Here is a 16,915-nt window from a genome sequence, read left to right on the forward strand (position 1 = left end):
TAGGTACGGTTATAATATCTTTCTTGTACACTATATCCACACGCCCGCCATCCACAAACTTAGACTTCTCATGTTCAAATCCATCTGCAATATTAGAATGTTCAAAATATAAAATCATACTGTCCTGCAAATCTTGCTCATGGGCTTTGGTACCTTTTCCTTTTGCAGATGTACTGTATAGAAAGGAAAAACGTTTCTTTTCATTTCCAACAAATGTTGAACGGCAATAACGAATAACTTCTTCGAGTATGGCTGAAAATATCATCCTTTTTTCTGTTGGATATTCAGGAAGCAACGTATCAATTTCCCGCATCAAGAGTTTAAATATCTCTTCTCCTGGTAAACTACCAGTCCGTATTGATAAGTTACTATTGTAGTTATTCTTTATAAACTGCCCAATTCCTTTCGCAAAAGACAGTTCCTTCTTCTGAATTTTATTATAGATTTCAAGGCCTTCTTCAGCACCCATAAATTCGACTAACATCGCCAATACTTCATTATCATCTATTGTTCCATTATCTTGATCTGGCAGAGATTGAAGGATTGAATCGATGAAATCAACCAATCTTTTATCACTTTGAGACTGGAGGGCAATTAGTCTCTTTCGTTCCCTATAAAGATGAAAATTATAAATATTTGATTCTATTTTAGAAATCGACTCCTCAACAATTTTCTTGGTAATATTTGTAAATTTAGAATTGTGCAATTTTAATTTTTCTATTTCCAAGCTTGCCTCTAGAATCATTTGAGTCTCTTGCCTAACATCCAGCCATTCCTGTGATCTGCTTACAATCTTATACTTTCTATTTAAAGATTCAAACATTTGAAAAATTAGATATTCAAATTCCAGATCAGTAGCATCAAAATCATACAAAGCTCTAAGCTGTAAATTCTCATATAACTCAGTAACAGTTGTTGTCACACCTTCTTGATCATTTGACAACAAAGCTTTTGTCAATTGGATTAACATAATGTAAAACTGGGCATCATTCCTGTTCTCCATTACATTTTCAGCTGCAAGAAAATATTTTTCAGCCTCAGAGATTGTACTAATAAAATTTGGAAAATCGTTCTTAGACCTACTAAAAAAGAAGGTTTTAATCCCTAAAAAAAGATAAGCCTGACTGGATATATCACCGTTGTCATGATCGGTAAGGTCTATAACTTTATGCTCTATTTCACTTGTCAAAAGCTCAATAAAAAAAGGCAATTGCTTTAATGCAATGTCTATTAATTCATTTGTATTACTCGATAGAAAATCAAATAAAACACCTAGAGAAGAATAGCGGTTTTTTATTATGTTAACTGCTGTCAGCTCGCATATAATCTTGCAGGCGGATCTCTTAATATACGTGTTTTCAGTGGTATTAATTATTTCTTTTAAAAAGTCTAAGACAGTAGAGCCATCTTCATTCTCTACATTCACATTGGCATAGAAATTATCTAAAAAAAGAATCTTTGAAAAATCAGTGCCTAAAAGTACATTTTTATCCATAGCGTTAAAAGACAAAATGATCCTCCTCTTTTATAAATGTCTTTTCCTTGTCAGTAATATGGGAGAAATCTCGCAGTGCAGAACCAACAAATATTTGCAATTTATCTTTGAATCGGTCATTAATACTTTTAAAGATATCAGACAAACCCTGTAAATGCTTGGGCACCATCTCCTCACTACCTGGCGAATCAAATATCAAAAACCTCGGATGCCTTCCTAAATTATGTTCAATATCCAACTGAATCAAACTTAAGTAAAATGCGAGCTTAACTCTTAATTTTTCACCTTCGGTAAGATCAGTAAAACTTACTGCAATACCATGTTGTATAAAAATTAGTTCATACTTATCCGAAATTTCTATATTATCTATGCTCAGCAGGCCAAAGGCATGAACCTCATTAATGATTAATTCCTGCAGTTTGCTAAGAATATCCTTATTCAACTGTACACGCTTTTTTTCCAGACCCTTAAGCGCATAATCCAGAACCTCCCGTTTTAAATTTAGATTTGCCATTTTATTGGAATCTATTTGTGATTCCTGCTTAGCGATCTCATTAAGCTGGAATACCAACACTGCCTCTTCCTTGATAAAATTATCCTTTTTATTTAGTAAATCAGTAAATTTCGATCTTTGTTTAGCAATAGATTCAATCTCTGTTTGAATCTCTGACAATTTACGGCTGTCTGTTTCTATAGGAGTGAGTGCTACAGATTTTGCATATCCCTCAGCATTCTTTTTTCGCAATATTTCGATATCACCATAACGCTTTTTAAGGGTGTTATTAATTTGTTCTAATTTCGCTTCGTGTTTACTCCTTTCATCTTCTAAAAGTTTCGCTTTTTCATTTATTTCTTCTGGATCAACTTTTTGCTCATTAGACTCTTCCCCGCATAAACTGCATAAATGATCTTCTCTTTCACTTTTCTTTTTATCTTCACTGACTTTTTTTTCACAGTGCGGGCAGGTTTTTATTTCAAGATTTGTGAAGAAACTTTCTGATTGCCGATATATATCGATATTGAGCTCTCGTTTTTTCAACTTAGTTATTTCTGAAGAAATCTTTATTTTATCACCCTCAAGACTTTGTAATTCTACCTCAAGGGCAATCAATTCATTTTTCCCTCTTTGATAAGCTTCTGAAACGACCCTCTGCTGTTTTCTTGACTCATTAATTTTTTCAGACAATTTGTTGTATTCCTCTACCAAAGGGCGATCATTGAATTCAATTTTTTGCCCCTCCTGAAGAGCTTTCATTTCAAGAGTAACTTCAGCCAGCCTCTTTTCTAACTGTACTTTGTTGCTTTTATTAAACTCCAGCTTGGTTTTATCCATTAGTTTCATTTTCCCAATAGTCTCCATGACCCTGTCCATTTGAATATTTAACATATTAATCGGGTATGTTAAGGGTAACCCTAAGATCATTTCGAATATTTTTTTCCCTTGTGAGCCATATTTTTCATTATCAAAAAAGAGATACTCATAATTACTAGACTCCAAATAAATAGATTTAAAGTACGTGGCCCAGCTAAGACTAGAAGTATTCATTTCAAAAGAATCCTTGGCACTATTTTTTTGGGTATACTTTAGGGTATAAAATGAAAACTGCTCGAAAAAAAAGTCCTGTATCTTCTCTTCGAATTGAATCCGGTTATTAAATTCAAACTCAACCTCTTTTTGTGCATCATCAAGCTTTTGATTTTCCCTTAACTCAATGAACTTATCAATTGAAAATCTATAGACACCCCCCCTGTCCCTTCCTGTCCTATTAATGTAGCATGTATAGATTATTTTACCAATAGTAAATTGAAGGAATATTTCAGTAATCCAGGGTTTGATATCTTTTTTAATACTATCTGCTCCAGTTAGAGCAAATTTTATTATTTTAAAAATAGTGGATTTTCCTTTGTGGTTGTCAGCGATCCAAACATTAATACCTTGATAAACTGGCTGATCGAATATAAAGCTCTCACCGGTTTTCTTTTGCCCCGTAAATAGTAACCGATCAATTATTAGGGATTTCCCTAATGAATTTGGACTATCTTTATTGTAATCTTCTTCTAGATGAAGGATTTCTTCCACTTCTTCTAAAGTGATATTCTCTGCAAATTGCTCGTGAACGTACTTGAGAAAATCTTTATAATTAATCCGTCTTTCGTCCATTATAATGATTTATTAAATCTTTGAAAATATGCTAGTTTCACCTTGCTATTAATATTCTGAATATGGCTGCGGTAAGAGATATTACTATACTCCCCATATCTATATTGCCTGGATTTTAACTCTGTCCCTGAAAAGCTCCCAAAATATTCCTTTATCAACATACAACGATTATAATACCATTCTACTGCTGAAATATCATTGAGAAATCGGGTAATTTTATTGGAGCCTTCATAAGTTATGTAGTATATTTTATCATATGTCTTTCCATCAGATCGTTTTTTACTTTCATGTGTGATTAAGCCAACGCTGACAAGATATGCTATCACATCATCAATACTTTCATATGCTCCATGAAAAAATTTCTCCATTTCTTCCACCCGCAATTCGGGTTCATTTTCTAAATAAATAGCTTCAATTATTTTCCCAATCTTTTCCTTATCATTTGATGTATTATTATCTAATAAATCCATTAATTCCATTGAAAGAAAATCAGGATAGCGAAGAAGAAAATCTAACGCTTGTATTTTTATCTCACTGCGAAATACACCATATTTGCCTGATCTTTTATCCTCCAATGGATCACAAAAAGTATAAAGAATGATCATAATACGTAAGCGATCACGAAATTTTTTAAGATAGTCCTCCATAGATATTATATTTTGTGTAATGCTAAGATATAGAAATATCTGATAAAGCATTGTGACAGGTTTTCAATTATATGCTGCCTCTGTTTTAAAGTAAGCTTCTATCTCTTGTTTTAAATTCCGAGTTCATTATATTAAGATACAATATTAATCCTACTCCATAAATCCGACCTTAATCTCAATCAACATATCCATACTAGCCTGAACAGTATTTTCGAAAAATTCAGCCATGATTTTTGCTATTTCACTACTGGCAGGGCTCACCGTATTCTTATCCAACAGGGATGCGATCCTGACATACAACTCTTTATTCAGTCTTGCTATTTTTGCCATATCCCGCCCCATAACGCGTGCAGCCAGCATATCGAGTTCTTGATCCTGCCCAAATAAATCGAGATGGTTTGCATAAATCTCTTCGGCATACATGTCGAAGAAGTGCTTTAAAATCTTACTGATGTCTTTGATATCGTCCCTGCGGATTTCAGGTCGGTCCTCATATGCCATCAACTTTAATAACACTATTCCCGGAAGCGTACAGAATTTAAAGTGGTGCTTTCCTTCCAGTTCTGCTTCCGGAAGTCCGGCATCATATATCTCCTTAAAACCGGGAACACTAACATCTGTAAGACCGGTGCCTTCGACCCTTACATGAGATCCTTTACCTTCTATCTCACCAAACGGCAGTAAATCAACTTGAATGTAACTTTTCCATACCAGTACAAACGCATTGCCTTTATATGGATGGAATCCTTCAATCTCTATCAGATATTTTTTTAATCCTTCATAGGTTCCTTTATCATTGATGAAAACAGCAAAATCAATATCTCCCGTAATGCGGCTTGGTGGAATGTCATTTATTGCGGACATCCAAACATCACGTGCCACTGCCCCAACGAGATAGAAATCTATACTAAACTTTTTTAAACCCCTCTCCAGCGCCGTAAGCATTTCTGAAAGTTTTGCTTCCTGCCTTAATTGCTTAAAACTTATCTTGTAGGTACTCATCGTATATTTTTTGTGCTGTTTCTGTACATCTTCTATCTCCCTTATTCATTAAATCGGCATATGCCAAAAGTGGATGCACTGCATTTTCGTTTACTAAATCATGTTTCCAGAATTTCTTAAATACCTTGACATTACCTTGCTTGTCCGGAACCAATCTATAGTTTCTGATCAAATCATTCCATTCTTCTGCGGTATAGATTGTCAGCTCTTCTGGACGCAGGTAATTTGTATAAATTGCCCCTGCGGGTTCACCACCCCAATATGTTTCTTGGTTTTTAAGAGGAATTTCTTTCCAATTGTAAAAATCTTCTTCCTTCAGAAACCTGAATGTACCAATATTTAACGTTGGCTTAAGGCGTTTCTCATATTCCAAAATCCATTTTTCCAACAGTTGCTTCTTATTTTCCAGCTTTTGCTCATTCTTTGTCAGCTGTAACAGATAACCTTCCTGTGCCAGCCCATTGAATATATTATTGATGTTGCCCAAGCCTGTACCGGTGCGTAGCGCTATTTCACGATATGGCCGATTTACCCATTCTTCTTCAATTAGAAACTGAAATATGACCTGTAGCCCAGTCTTTGTAAAGGCACGGTTGCCGCCAGTAGCTGCAGTAACCTCATTTTTCCTGCCGTCAATATTAATGTAAAGCCCATCCATTAGCAGGAACATGTTTCCGCTTGCCTCCAAGTAATTGATTTGCTTTTCTTTTAACTCCTGCTTAACCTTAGGAAATATACGATCAGCAACTATCATAAATGGTGCTTCACTACGTGCCTTATCCTCCATAGTGGTAAGATGCATTCCACGTAGTTCTTTTTTAACTTCTACATTTAATACAACAGCAGGATGATACTTCATATGAAGCGTCAGCTTTCCATCAATGATACCATCATTAGTTGCTTCTCTCCATTCAGCACGTATCTCATCTTTATGAAGATTATGTATTGCGTTCTGTATAATGTACTGCTCATTCATCTTGTTCACTTTATACTTGTGTTCACGAAAACGTGAACACTTAATATTAGTGAACAAATATATAATTATTTAGCTACATCAACAACATCAGCAACAACTATTTGTATTATACTACATCTAATATATAATCAATAACTCTATCAGTACTAGTAACATCAACTATTTGTGCTCTAACTAATCTAATACAATTAATCAATAACTCTATCAACAGCAGTTTAAAAAAACTTAAACATCGATTTAGAGATTTTGTCATATTGATAAAATTTTCTGATCATTAGAACCATTTCCCAATCTCTTCATTGCTTCCCCTTCATTTTTATATTCAAAAACCAGTATGCTTTTGTCTTATTTCAGGAGCAAAGGTAACTCCGTGTTCTTAACGCAATAGCAAGGCCTAGTCCTTCAGATTTGATAAAAAATCTCCACCCATGCGGGTTGTATTTTTTATCAAAGCCTTGCTATTGCTAAACACTAACCTTTTTATGCTCATGAAACAAAACATAGCATACTCCGGCTCTTTAAACGAATAAAAAAAAATGTCAGCAATGAGAAATAAAATATTAAAAAAGGTAATGATGAAACAAAACAGCACCTCCTCTCATTGCCGAATAAATAAAATTCAAAAAAAAATTAATTCACTAAAAAAGCAAAAATCATGAACATTATCGGAAGAGTGACAAAAGATGCGCAGGTACGCACATTGTCAAACAGCAAACAGGTAGTAAATTTTTCAGTGGCGACCAACGACAGCTACCGAAATAAAGCGGGCGAACGTATAGAGCAGACAACCTTCTTTGATTGTGCCTACTGGCTTAGCGCAAAGGTAGTGACCATACTCACTAAAGGCACTCTTGTGGAACTCACGGGCAGGGTAAGTGCAAGAGGATGGACAGGCAATAACGGAGAAGTGTACGCAGGTTTGAACTTCAACACCTCGCAAATCAAATTGCACGCAGGCGGTAAAAAATCCGAAACGGCACAAACTGCCACAGGAATCAATAATAACAAAACGGAAAACGACCTCCCATTTTAACTGCAGGTTTTCAAACAATTTTTAACCTTTTTAAATCATTTTATCATGGCACATAATATCAATTTCAACGAGAGTACAGGGCGTTATTCATTTTTCAGCGTTCAGCAAAAAGCGTGGCACAATTTAGGTCTAATTGTAGAGGACTATCCAACAAGTGCGGAAGCCATAAAACACGCAGGGTTAGACTATGAAGTCATTAAAACACCTTTATATACCAATGGCTCAGGAATCATTGAAACCGCAAATGGTATCGAAATAGGCAGTAACGAACTGCACGTTCCCAACTACTTTGCCAATATCCGTACCGATAACAATGCCGTATTGGGTGTGGTTGGTAAAGACTACCACATCGTACAAAACCGTGAAGCGTTCAATTTCTTCGATGCTATTGTAGGCGGTGGCGAGGGAATACTGTACGAGACTGCGGGGGCATTGGGACAGGGCGAACGCATATTTATCACAGCTAAACTGCCCGATTATATCCGAGTGGGCAATGGCGATGATGTTACGGAAAAGTACATTTTCCTAACCACTTCACACGATGGCAGTGGAAGCATAACAGCAGCCTTCACCCCTATCCGCATTGTTTGCCAAAATACCCTTAACGCCTCGCTTCGTTCGATGAGCAACGTGGTACGCATCAAACATACTTCGGGAGCAAAACAGCATTTGGAGAATGCCCACAAACTTATGGGCTTGGCGGATACTTTAAGCACACAGTTAGAGGGAATATTCAACACTTGGGCTAAAGTAAAGGTAACTGACCGAGAAGTAAAAAAAATAATCCAATTAGCTCTTTGTCCGAATAAGGAAACATTGGATTTGATTAAAAAGGGTGCGGATGATGACGTTTCCACCGTGTTCAAAAATGTGGTACAAGATGCCTTTGCATACGCTATGACAAGCGACACTCAACAAATGGACACCACCAAAGGCACATTGTTCGGGGCGTATAATGCTGTGACAGGCTACTACCAAAATGTACGCAGTTACAAGGATGATGAAGCCAAATTACAATCCATTGTAATGGGCGGTACGGCACAAATGAAATCGCAAAAAGCATTTGAATTATGTACTGCCTTTTCAATAGACGGTGCGGAAATCTTAAATCTCAATTAATAATTACAGGCGACTGCCTGCAAAGGTGATCGCCTATTTAAAAATCGCAATCATGACAAAGGAAAATAAGGACAAAAACGAATTTGCTGACTACCTTTTCAACCAATTTGTAAAAGCAGAACGCAGGGACAAACAAGATTGGTCGCTGAATTATTGGAACGTTTTAACCCAATATGCAGAGATTGGATTGACTGACGAAGAACAGTCTGAAGAAAGATTATACGTATTTAAACTTGATATTATAATTAGGGAAGCTATGTCAGGCTGGAACACACACTTATTGATACTGCGTGGAAAAGAAGCCGAGCAGGATTACAGGGAAAGTATGAAAAAATATGAAGAACGCTTACGTGCCATTGGACATGACGAAGCTACAATTAAGCAAATGTTAGACTATAAAATCAAATTAAATTATGGAACCGACTAATTTTTTTAATCAGATAGCCCAAATGAACATTAAAGGAGATTTACAACTCACTATATCAAAGGGCATAGAAAACAACCTTATTGTTTCTATAATGCTTCAAAATGAGCAATGTGAAGATAATGCGAAACAACTCATACCACCACTTAATCTAAGAGGAACGGCAGAAGAATTGGACGAGGGATTTTTTCAGCAGATAACAACTCCTTTGCAAACCGCTTCAGGTTTAATGGTAAACATGGAAGCCTTTATGAAGCAATTGGACGAAGCCAAAAAGCAATCGGCAATGGAGAAAGAAAAAACCGAAAAAGAGAAAAAAGAACAGGAAGCCAAAGACAAGAAGTTTAAAGACGGTATGGCAAAGGCAGACGAATTAGAAAAAGAGGGCAAATTCCGTGAAGCATGGATGAAAGTACCCGAAATTACCGACTTCCCCGAAAAGGCAGACGAGATTCGCAAACGTAAATCGGAACTATCAAACCAGTTTTCTTCGACAGGTCTGTTTGCGACTGGACAAACTACCGTTTAACACAAAATCCAAGAGTTATGTTATTAGCAACACAGTTAGAACGAGTATTTATACTTAAAGATAAAGGACAGATCATCAGACTGACCGACCCCGAACCACGTTGGAGTGTGGAAGCGGTATTGAATTTTTATGCCAATACGTATCCCATACTAACCACCGCAAAAATAGCTGCACCCATTATCCGTGATGATAGGATAGAATACAAATTGGAAAGCGTAATGGGAACGAAAGGTTAAACTAAAAATCAAAAATGATGAACTATGCAACGCAATATATTATCGGGAACTATCAGCATACCTCAGCAGAAAACACAACGGCAACTGCACCAACAATTAGGCGAGTTCGCACAATGGATGCAAAGAGCCAAAGATGCAGACGAGGTACGGAAAGACAAACAGAAATCTGTACCGATAGCAATGCTACCGATGTTTTTTTAAAGTGTGTATTTCTGCCTAAACTGAAAACAGTGCAATCCGTACAGGCTTGTAAGAGAACAGCAAAAACGGAGAGGGATTTTTACAAGTCCCTTTCCCAACTTGCAGAACATTACGCCATTGAACCTTTACAAACGAAAGGTTATGGTTATCCCTACAATATGGTTTTGGCTATGTGGGATGCTGAAACCAAGTTAAAAATAAACAATTTCAATTGGGATAATTTACGTTTGGTACAGAATAGTAAGAAAACATTTTTTACGAGCGAAGAACGATACAGCACAGGTACAACCCTGTACTATATTCCAATTTCGCCACTCTTTCAAATGCTCCATGACCCAAAGCGTAAAAAGACGGCTCAATTGCTTGTTTCGGTTTGCAGTTATCTGTACCATATTGCCGATATACCGTATTACAGACAGGAGAACAGCTATTTATATTGGCTGTACGAAATGATGAACGATTGGGTCGAACAGGATGATTATACCGAAGAAACGGAAAGCTATATTGCTGAGATTGTAAAAGCCGAATGGATAGGCGAACGAATAGAACAAAAACTTTTCAACCGCATTAATTTACAGGTATTTGAACAGCGTTTAAACAACTTCAAAACCCGTGACACATTCGACCAAGAATGCCAAAAAGTGGCTTGCAATGCCTTTACCCTTTATTCCCAATATCCGCACGAGAGCATTTTCCGAAACGCACCAAGGCCCGAAGAAGACCCCTACAATGATGAAAACGACTCCGAAACTGTTGGAATGGAAAAATACATCTCCTTTATAGCTGATACTACAGGCTGGTTGTATGAGAGACTTGCAGACAGTATTAATAATGAGTTTAACGAGTATGGAGCAATGGAAGAACCGACCATTTGCAAACGCTTTGACGGAAGCAACATTAAACAAACCAATCTTGATTTTGAGAACCGCCTGTTTGCCCTTTTGGACGAACTCTGCACATTACTGTATGATTATAAAACGACAAGAAAATGAGCAATGTAAACGACATAACCGAGAATTTCGGAACGCTTTACCTCCCAAAATCCGCATTGGTTTTTTACCAAACCAAAGGAACGAATACCGATATGTACGTGGAGCATTTTGATATGGACAAAAATGGAAATCCTATCAATGCACATCCATTAAGCGTAAATGAAGCTAAAGTATTGGCAAAGGCTTTACACACCGATAAAGAAAAAGACAAAACCTTTTTAAAGCCAAAAGGAATTTTGCCGACCAATATACTGCACATCAATCCGAGTGAAAAAGGCACGGTGCTTTGGTACACCAAAGCACAGGAACAGCAATTATATTTTGTAAACGGTTTGGGCATAGCCAACGGCAAAGCGTATGTACCGCCAATGCTATGGTATGCCAGTAAAAATAGCCTTGCGGTATTTGCTCTTGCAACTGACAGAAGACCAACAGAAAACACATTATTGTATTATGCTCCTTTCTTTAATATTTATGAAGACGGCAAAGTATGTATGGGAACTGTAAGTATAGATATTAAAAATTCCGCTTCTGTGGAGGAATTTACAACTGCTTGGGAAAACTACTTTTTTAACAGCTATTTCAGCCATTTATTAGGAAAACAAAATCCCATAAAAGGGAATTGCGTAAGCCTTTGGAAAAAACTGATTGAAACAGGCGAAGTCTTTCCTAAAGAGACCTTGAAGAAGAACAACAAAACCCTTAAAAATCTTTTGTGATGGATACCGCGAAACAAAAAGTACATTTTACAGATAACTGTCTGATAAGCTCAACCAATCCCATTGCGGTAAACTTAATCGGTGCAGGTGGCACAGGCTCAAAAGTTTTGACCGCTTTAATGGAAATAAACCATAGCTTAATCGAATTGGAACACGCAGGGCTACGTGTCCGTCTATGGGATGATGATATTGTGACCAATGCGAATTTAGGGAGACAGCGTTTTGCTGAAAGTGAAACAGGGTTATACAAATCCGTTGCACTCATCAACCGTGCAAACCGCTTTTCAGGGACAAATTGGAAAGCCGAAACTGCAAAGTTTGAAAAAGACAGTTTGGGCAGAATACCCGAAGAAGCACAGGCAACTATTTACATTACATGCGTGGACAATGTACAGGCGAGGTTTGGCGTTGCTGAAATACTGAAAGAAATAAGCAACCGCAGACACCACAGGGACAAACCGAAATATTGGTTGGATTTTGGCAACAGCCAGCATACAGGACAAGTGTTACTGTCCACTATAGGAAACATTCACCAGCCCAATTCAGAGAAATACGAAACGGTGGCAAGCCTGCCAATGATTACGGAAGAATTTGGAGAATTATTGAAACAGTCTGAACAAGAGGACGACACACCGAGTTGCAGTTTAGCGGAAGCATTGGAGAAACAGGATTTGTTTATCAATTCCACTTTAACCCAGATGGGCTGTTCGCTTTTATGGAGCTTATTTCGATATGGTATGACACCGTACAGGGGATTTTTTCACAATCTGAAGGACTTCCGTACCCATCCCATAAAAGTCGCTTAATAGCCTAAATTGGGTGGCAAAAATGCAATTCCTCGCTTCGGTCGGAAACGCATTTTTGCATTAAATTGGTGCAACCACTTTGTCAAAATGTATCATTGCACAAATTCCTCTCTCTTACATTTTACCAAACAGGTAGCGACTTTTTTGCGTGGGATATTTGGTATCCCAAAAATTACACTAATTTTATTGAATACTATTTTAGGTATCAAATTAGAGATAGACAAATATAATGTTGAAAAATATAAAAGCGGTAGAAATATTAAATAAAATCATAATTCAGTGTTCAAGAAATCCTAAAATACTTTTCGTAGTAGATACAATAGGAGCATTACTATCGTGTGCTTTCCTTTTTATGATTGCAAAAAAGTTTAGTTTGAATTTTGGTATTTCAGAGACAGTTTGGGTTAACCTTTCGTTAATTGCATTATTAATGGCTTTTTATTCAACCTTCTGTTCTCTTGGAGTAAAACATCGTTGGATGTCATTTCTAATTTCAATTTCTGTAATCAATATTATTTATTGTGCTTTAACCATTGGAGTTCTAATCTATCACTGGTCAGAACTAACAGCTTTGGGTAAAACCTATTTGTCAGCAGAAATAGTAGTAATTTTATTGCTTGTGTTTTTCGAACTCAATACTGCAAAAACCATATCATTAAAAAAATGAGAGTAAGTAATATCCGTTATTAGTTTAATAATAGTTGTTACGAAAATCCAATTCCTTACTGCGGTCGGAAACGCATTTTTGCATTTAATCGGTGCAACCACTTTGCCAAAATGTACCGCTTCATAAATCTTCCTCTCTACATTTCATCAAACAGGATGCGACACTTTTTCATGGGATACTCATTATCCCTTTGTTGTTTTTGGGGACTTCTTTTCTTTTCACATGAGCGACCAAAGAAAAGAAGCAAAAGAACGTCGCTTTGGAGGTATCATTTTTACTAATCTCTTCATGAAATCATTTCCGACAAGAAAAAAGTGTGATTTGAAACTTTACTATATGAATTAAATAAAATCCTTGTAAATCATGCCATAGCAAAATCCCTCAATTTAATCATAATCATACTCTAGTGAATTAAGTTGATAAGTCGGATTATAAGCTCTCCCCGAATTTGTTACACGACCTGTCTCTGATATAAGATGTAATTCGCGTTTAGCCCTTGAACAAATTACATACAATAATTTTTCAGTGGCCCTGTTTCCAGTTTCATTCCAATTGGGTAATTTTCCATGTAATAATCCAAAAGCAATGACTGTATCAAACTCTTCTCCTTTAATGCCATGACAAGTATTAACAACAACACCTTCCTCATGTTTAAACATTTTTCTAAAACTCTCTATGTCTTTTGCTAAATCAAAATCAGAATTTTCAAGTCTTGTTTTTGCGCCATCAAAAAAAGTTGCCCAGTGTACTTCAAGCATCTCATTTGAAGAAATTGAAATTCCCAATTTCTCAAATAATTGAAGAAAGCATTCCTCCAAATATTGTAATCCATCGGTCTCTTCGGATGAAATTGAGTTTATTAACTTCAATAACGCTTTTGATTTGAATTCTTTATCCTCAAAGAGTATAATTCCTAAACTTTCTAACTCGTTGATAAGTTCTGATGCCCAACGCTTTCTTATTAGGAAAGATTTTGGGGAAGGTAAGACAAGAAATAATCTTGCAATTTTAAACCAAGTATTCTCTCTATTTTTGAGTAGTGGAGATAAACCGACTGCATCAAATTTTACATCGGGCAAAAGTGATTTTAATTTCCTTCCCATAGGAATTACAAGATACCAAGTCGGAGCAAGAACACATATCTCATGTTCAGGAACTCCATCAGCAATTTTCTGTTTTATTATTTCTGAAATACTAACTGTCAAATTATCCTTATGAACTGCTCTGTTATAGGTTATCACAGCATTATCATCTGCATTTGTACCTAGTGCTTTTATATCAATGTCAGTAGTTTGAAAGTTTCGGTAATAATCAATAATTTGTTGGTTAGACCTATAATTCCCCGATAATTCTTTACTTGTGAAAACAACTCCAAACTCCTTCTTAATCTCCTCAAGTTCTTTTGCCACACCTCCCAATGAACCGTAAATAGCTTGATCAGAATCTCCAACAAAAAACATCTTACAATTCCCAGATGCTCCCTTCATTATTTTTGCTAAAATTGCGTACTGTAACTGTTGCGTATCTTGGTATTCATCTACACATACCAAATGAAACATATTTTTAAGGATTTCAGAGATTTTAGGATATCCTAAAATCAATTTATGTGCATAATGAAGTATCTGGTCGAAATCAATCAATTTTTTACTGGCAAGTGATTCGTGGTATTCATCAATTAATGACCTATATACTGTTTCTTCTTTTTCTCCATTTGGCAGATATTTCGTAGACACGGAATCCCAAAAGTTAAGTCCATAAGTTTTTTTCAAGTCACTCATCAAATCTTCAGAATTGTATTCATCTGAAATTGAAAACCCATTCTTAAGTTCATCTAAATAACACATATAAGGTCTTGAAACAGCAGTATGTGAATAGTGGGCAAAATGAATAATCCCTACCTCGCTATAATCCTTTTGACTCGAAGCATATATAATCGCATCCTTATCTGTATTTAACGCATATTCAGAGATGCCATCAATACTGTCAATCACCTTACCATTTGGGTTGCGGATCTGCATCAGGCATTTTTCACCGTAACCTTTATTCAGGGTGATTATATATTGGCCATTCTTTGCCAGCTCATACCGCTTAACATTGTCATAAACCGCAATTTTGCCTGTGGGCAGCTCCATTACTTTTAGTTTTGAATCGGGAGATAGAAAAGCAAAGAGTTGTTCGCCTCCAAAACGACCGTCATTTCCTTTTGGGAAAACATAGCTTTTATTTTTAGCGGTGTTCTGCACAAATAAAGTATCACTGTGGTTTCCGTAACGCATCGCATAACTTGCCCATTTTCCTTGGTCGGAAATGGCTTTTACTTCTAGTGTTCCCCATCTCTGGTAATCGTTCTCGGTTAATGCCTTCTTTTGTTGTGCCTGACCCATACAGGGACAGGTCAGTAACAAAAGAACTGTAGCCAATACTAAACTCAAAATTTCGAAGTCAATTTTTTTTCTTATTATTAGTATTGCTTTCATAATGATTTTAATATCCCGGGTTTTGTGGATTCAGATTTGGATTGGAATTCAATTCAAGAGCAGGTAATGGCCACAAACTATCAGTAGTATTCCATCCCGATTTGGATACAGATAGTATTTCGTCCAGTTTTCCAGTTCGTTTTAAATCAAAAAAACGTTGCCCAAATTCAGTAAACAACTCAAAACGCCTCTGGTTGAGAATATCGGTTTTAATTTGCTCGGCTGTCACAGCATTTGTAGGGTTAAGTCCTGCAGTTGTTCTAATCCTATTCAGATCCTCCTTCGCCCCAATCAGATCGCCCTGATAAACTCTAGCCTCGGCTCGGATCAAATATTGTTCCGCTAAACGAAACACTATGGAATATTCCACCGAACTCGGGGTCGTCGATTGTTGTTTGTATTTAGAGGCATGGTACCACGTGGAGACTCCATCAGTCACTTCCGTCGTCCAATGCGTTTTTCTCAAATCACCCTGCTCAAAAGCATTTACAAACTCCGGTTTAAGTCCCACGACCGGTGGTGGACCAGAAGTAAAAATGTACAGACTTCCCTCTGCAGTATTACTGTCGGAGGTGTTAGGCATAAATTGCCAGATTGTAGTACTGCTTCCTTTTAGAAAGATTTTATCCAAATCCGTTTCCCAGATATACAGTGGATTATTAATCACAGAAGAGGCGGCATTGGATGCTTCAGGATACATTCCCATATACAAATAAACCCGTGCCAAAAGTGCTGTAGCAGTACTTCGGTTAGGAAGAATGCGCTCAGGCGAAACATAATCCTCTGACAGTAATTCAACAGCTTTGTTCAAGTCCATTACAATCAGGCTGTAGATTTTATCTGCTGGCATTCTGGACACTTTGCTGTTCTCCGAATAATCCGTTGTGGTGATATAAGGAATATCGCCATAAAGATTCAACAGGTAAAAATGAAGCAATGCCCTCACAAAGATAGCTTCCCCTTGCAACTGTTTTTTATTGGCTTCGGCAATGGATATGGAATTATCCAATCCTTCAAGAACTGCATTAGCGCTATAAATCTGGCTGTAACTCTTGTTCCAGATATCGTTTACACCTAGTTCACCAGGAAATAGCGAATTGGTATAAAAATTGCTTACGTCATATGCGTAGTAGTAGTCAAATTCATCGGCGTAGAGGCCAAGATTACAGGAAACACCATTTGAATTTCCATTTAACAAGCCGCCATCTCTCATTTTGGCATACAAACCCGCCATTGCGGCATTAGCAGTTCCTGCATCTTCGAACACGGTTTTGGCTGTCAATTGTGAAGCAGGAAGATCCACTTCGACAAAGCTGTCGCAGCCAGCCAGTGTCAAACATACCGTTATAAGGAAACAGCTATCAGCAGTCAGCTCTTTAGCACTTTTATGAAGCATCTTTTTAAAAATAGTAAGTATATATTTCATGGCTG

16 protein-coding genes are annotated in these 16,915 nt (G+C 36.8%); 9 read left to right on the top strand and 7 right to left on the bottom strand.

Annotated elements, in window-relative coordinates:
• The 5 genes from ACM55F_RS15220 to ACM55F_RS15240 form a co-directional block, all read right to left on the bottom strand.
• On the bottom strand, positions 1 to 1,495 hold a 1,495-nt coding region (locus ACM55F_RS15220), incomplete at its 3' end, for a hypothetical protein (RefSeq protein WP_416854677.1).
• Positions 1,496 to 1,499: 4 nt separating this feature from the next.
• Complete coding sequence (locus ACM55F_RS15225) at positions 1,500 to 3,656, bottom strand: coiled-coil domain-containing protein (RefSeq protein ID WP_416854678.1); 2,157 nt, start codon at positions 3,654 to 3,656, stop codon at positions 1,500 to 1,502.
• Positions 3,656 to 4,303, bottom strand: coding sequence for a hypothetical protein (locus ACM55F_RS15230; RefSeq protein ID WP_416854679.1), 648 nt, complete (start codon positions 4,301 to 4,303; stop codon positions 3,656 to 3,658). The genes ACM55F_RS15225 and ACM55F_RS15230 overlap by 1 nt, the downstream gene beginning before the upstream one ends.
• 150 nt (positions 4,304 to 4,453) lie before the next feature.
• Positions 4,454 to 5,305 carry a hypothetical protein gene (locus ACM55F_RS15235; RefSeq protein WP_416854680.1) on the bottom strand — a complete coding sequence of 284 codons (852 nt, stop codon included), beginning with the start codon at positions 5,303 to 5,305 and terminating at the stop codon, positions 4,454 to 4,456.
• Positions 5,280 to 6,281 (bottom strand): type IV toxin-antitoxin system AbiEi family antitoxin, encoded by a 1,002-nt coding sequence (locus ACM55F_RS15240; RefSeq protein ID WP_416854681.1) that lies wholly within the window; start codon positions 6,279 to 6,281, stop codon positions 5,280 to 5,282. Before ACM55F_RS15240 ends, ACM55F_RS15235 begins: the two co-directional genes overlap by 26 nt.
• A 655-nt stretch (positions 6,282 to 6,936) precedes the next feature.
• Between ACM55F_RS15240 and ACM55F_RS15245 the strand changes: the two genes are divergently transcribed.
• From ACM55F_RS15245 to ACM55F_RS15285, 9 genes are all read left to right on the top strand, one after another.
• On the top strand, positions 6,937 to 7,314 hold the full coding sequence (locus tag ACM55F_RS15245; RefSeq protein WP_416854682.1) for a single-stranded DNA-binding protein: 378 nt from the start codon (positions 6,937 to 6,939) through the stop codon (positions 7,312 to 7,314).
• A 45-nt stretch (positions 7,315 to 7,359) separates the two neighbouring features.
• Positions 7,360 to 8,433 (top strand): DUF932 domain-containing protein, encoded by a 1,074-nt coding sequence (locus tag ACM55F_RS15250; protein WP_416854683.1) that lies wholly within the window; start codon positions 7,360 to 7,362, stop codon positions 8,431 to 8,433.
• Between the two features lie 52 nt (positions 8,434 to 8,485).
• Positions 8,486 to 8,860 (top strand): hypothetical protein, encoded by a 375-nt coding sequence (locus ACM55F_RS15255; RefSeq protein WP_416854684.1) that lies wholly within the window; start codon positions 8,486 to 8,488, stop codon positions 8,858 to 8,860.
• On the top strand, positions 8,847 to 9,386 hold the full coding sequence (locus ACM55F_RS15260) for a PRTRC system protein E (protein WP_416854685.1): 540 nt from the start codon (positions 8,847 to 8,849) through the stop codon (positions 9,384 to 9,386). Before ACM55F_RS15255 ends, ACM55F_RS15260 begins: the two co-directional genes overlap by 14 nt.
• Before the next feature lie 17 nt (positions 9,387 to 9,403).
• Entirely contained in the window at positions 9,404 to 9,622 is a 219-nt protein-coding gene (locus ACM55F_RS15265) for a PRTRC system protein C (protein ID WP_416854686.1), read from the top strand.
• Positions 9,623 to 9,636: 14 nt separating this feature from the next.
• Positions 9,637 to 10,815, top strand: coding sequence for a hypothetical protein (locus ACM55F_RS15270; RefSeq protein WP_465245391.1), 1,179 nt, complete (start codon positions 9,637 to 9,639; stop codon positions 10,813 to 10,815).
• Positions 10,812 to 11,534: a PRTRC system protein B gene (locus ACM55F_RS15275; protein WP_416854687.1), complete on the top strand. Its 723-nt coding sequence runs from the start codon at positions 10,812 to 10,814 to the stop codon at positions 11,532 to 11,534. The genes ACM55F_RS15270 and ACM55F_RS15275 overlap by 4 nt, the downstream gene beginning before the upstream one ends.
• Positions 11,534 to 12,340: a PRTRC system ThiF family protein gene (locus ACM55F_RS15280; RefSeq protein ID WP_416854688.1), complete on the top strand. Its 807-nt coding sequence runs from the start codon at positions 11,534 to 11,536 to the stop codon at positions 12,338 to 12,340. Before ACM55F_RS15275 ends, ACM55F_RS15280 begins: the two co-directional genes overlap by 1 nt.
• 229 nt (positions 12,341 to 12,569) lie before the next feature.
• Entirely contained in the window at positions 12,570 to 13,007 is a 438-nt protein-coding gene (locus tag ACM55F_RS15285; protein ID WP_416854689.1) for a hypothetical protein, read from the top strand.
• A gap of 386 nt (positions 13,008 to 13,393) precedes the next feature.
• Here ACM55F_RS15285 and ACM55F_RS15290 read toward each other — a convergent pair whose 3' ends face one another.
• Positions 13,394 to 15,484, bottom strand: a complete 2,091-nt coding sequence (locus ACM55F_RS15290) for a UvrD-helicase domain-containing protein (RefSeq protein ID WP_416854691.1) — start codon at positions 15,482 to 15,484, stop codon at positions 13,394 to 13,396.
• Between the two features lie 7 nt (positions 15,485 to 15,491).
• Positions 15,492 to 16,910: a RagB/SusD family nutrient uptake outer membrane protein gene (locus tag ACM55F_RS15295; protein WP_416854692.1), complete on the bottom strand. Its 1,419-nt coding sequence runs from the start codon at positions 16,908 to 16,910 to the stop codon at positions 15,492 to 15,494.
• Positions 16,911 to 16,915: the final 5 nt, after the last annotated feature.

This window comes from Flavobacterium melibiosi, from assembly GCF_048158545.1.
Classification (GTDB): Bacteria; Bacteroidota; Bacteroidia; order Flavobacteriales; family Flavobacteriaceae; genus Flavobacterium; species Flavobacterium melibiosi.

Excerpts from the sequence above, each read along its gene's own strand:
- ACM55F_RS15225 (WP_416854678.1), bottom strand. The coding sequence starts at position 3,656 with ATGGACGAAAGACGGATTAATTATAAAGATTTTCTCAAGTACGTTCAC.
- ACM55F_RS15230 (WP_416854679.1), bottom strand. The coding sequence starts at position 4,303 with ATGGAGGACTATCTTAAAAAATTTCGTGATCGCTTACGTATTATGATC.
- ACM55F_RS15235 (WP_416854680.1), bottom strand. The coding sequence starts at position 5,305 with ATGAGTACCTACAAGATAAGTTTTAAGCAATTAAGGCAGGAAGCAAAA.
- ACM55F_RS15240 (WP_416854681.1), bottom strand. The coding sequence starts at position 6,281 with ATGAATGAGCAGTACATTATACAGAACGCAATACATAATCTTCATAAA.
- ACM55F_RS15245 (WP_416854682.1), top strand. The coding sequence starts at position 6,937 with ATGAACATTATCGGAAGAGTGACAAAAGATGCGCAGGTACGCACATTG.
- ACM55F_RS15250 (WP_416854683.1), top strand. The coding sequence starts at position 7,360 with ATGGCACATAATATCAATTTCAACGAGAGTACAGGGCGTTATTCATTT.
- ACM55F_RS15255 (WP_416854684.1), top strand. The coding sequence starts at position 8,486 with ATGACAAAGGAAAATAAGGACAAAAACGAATTTGCTGACTACCTTTTC.
- ACM55F_RS15260 (WP_416854685.1), top strand. The coding sequence starts at position 8,847 with ATGGAACCGACTAATTTTTTTAATCAGATAGCCCAAATGAACATTAAA.
- ACM55F_RS15265 (WP_416854686.1), top strand. The coding sequence starts at position 9,404 with ATGTTATTAGCAACACAGTTAGAACGAGTATTTATACTTAAAGATAAA.
- ACM55F_RS15270 (WP_465245391.1), top strand. The coding sequence starts at position 9,637 with ATGATGAACTATGCAACGCAATATATTATCGGGAACTATCAGCATACC.
- ACM55F_RS15275 (WP_416854687.1), top strand. The coding sequence starts at position 10,812 with ATGAGCAATGTAAACGACATAACCGAGAATTTCGGAACGCTTTACCTC.
- ACM55F_RS15280 (WP_416854688.1), top strand. The coding sequence starts at position 11,534 with ATGGATACCGCGAAACAAAAAGTACATTTTACAGATAACTGTCTGATA.
- ACM55F_RS15285 (WP_416854689.1), top strand. The coding sequence starts at position 12,570 with ATGTTGAAAAATATAAAAGCGGTAGAAATATTAAATAAAATCATAATT.
- ACM55F_RS15290 (WP_416854691.1), bottom strand. The coding sequence starts at position 15,484 with ATGAAAGCAATACTAATAATAAGAAAAAAAATTGACTTCGAAATTTTG.
- ACM55F_RS15295 (WP_416854692.1), bottom strand. The coding sequence starts at position 16,910 with ATGAAATATATACTTACTATTTTTAAAAAGATGCTTCATAAAAGTGCT.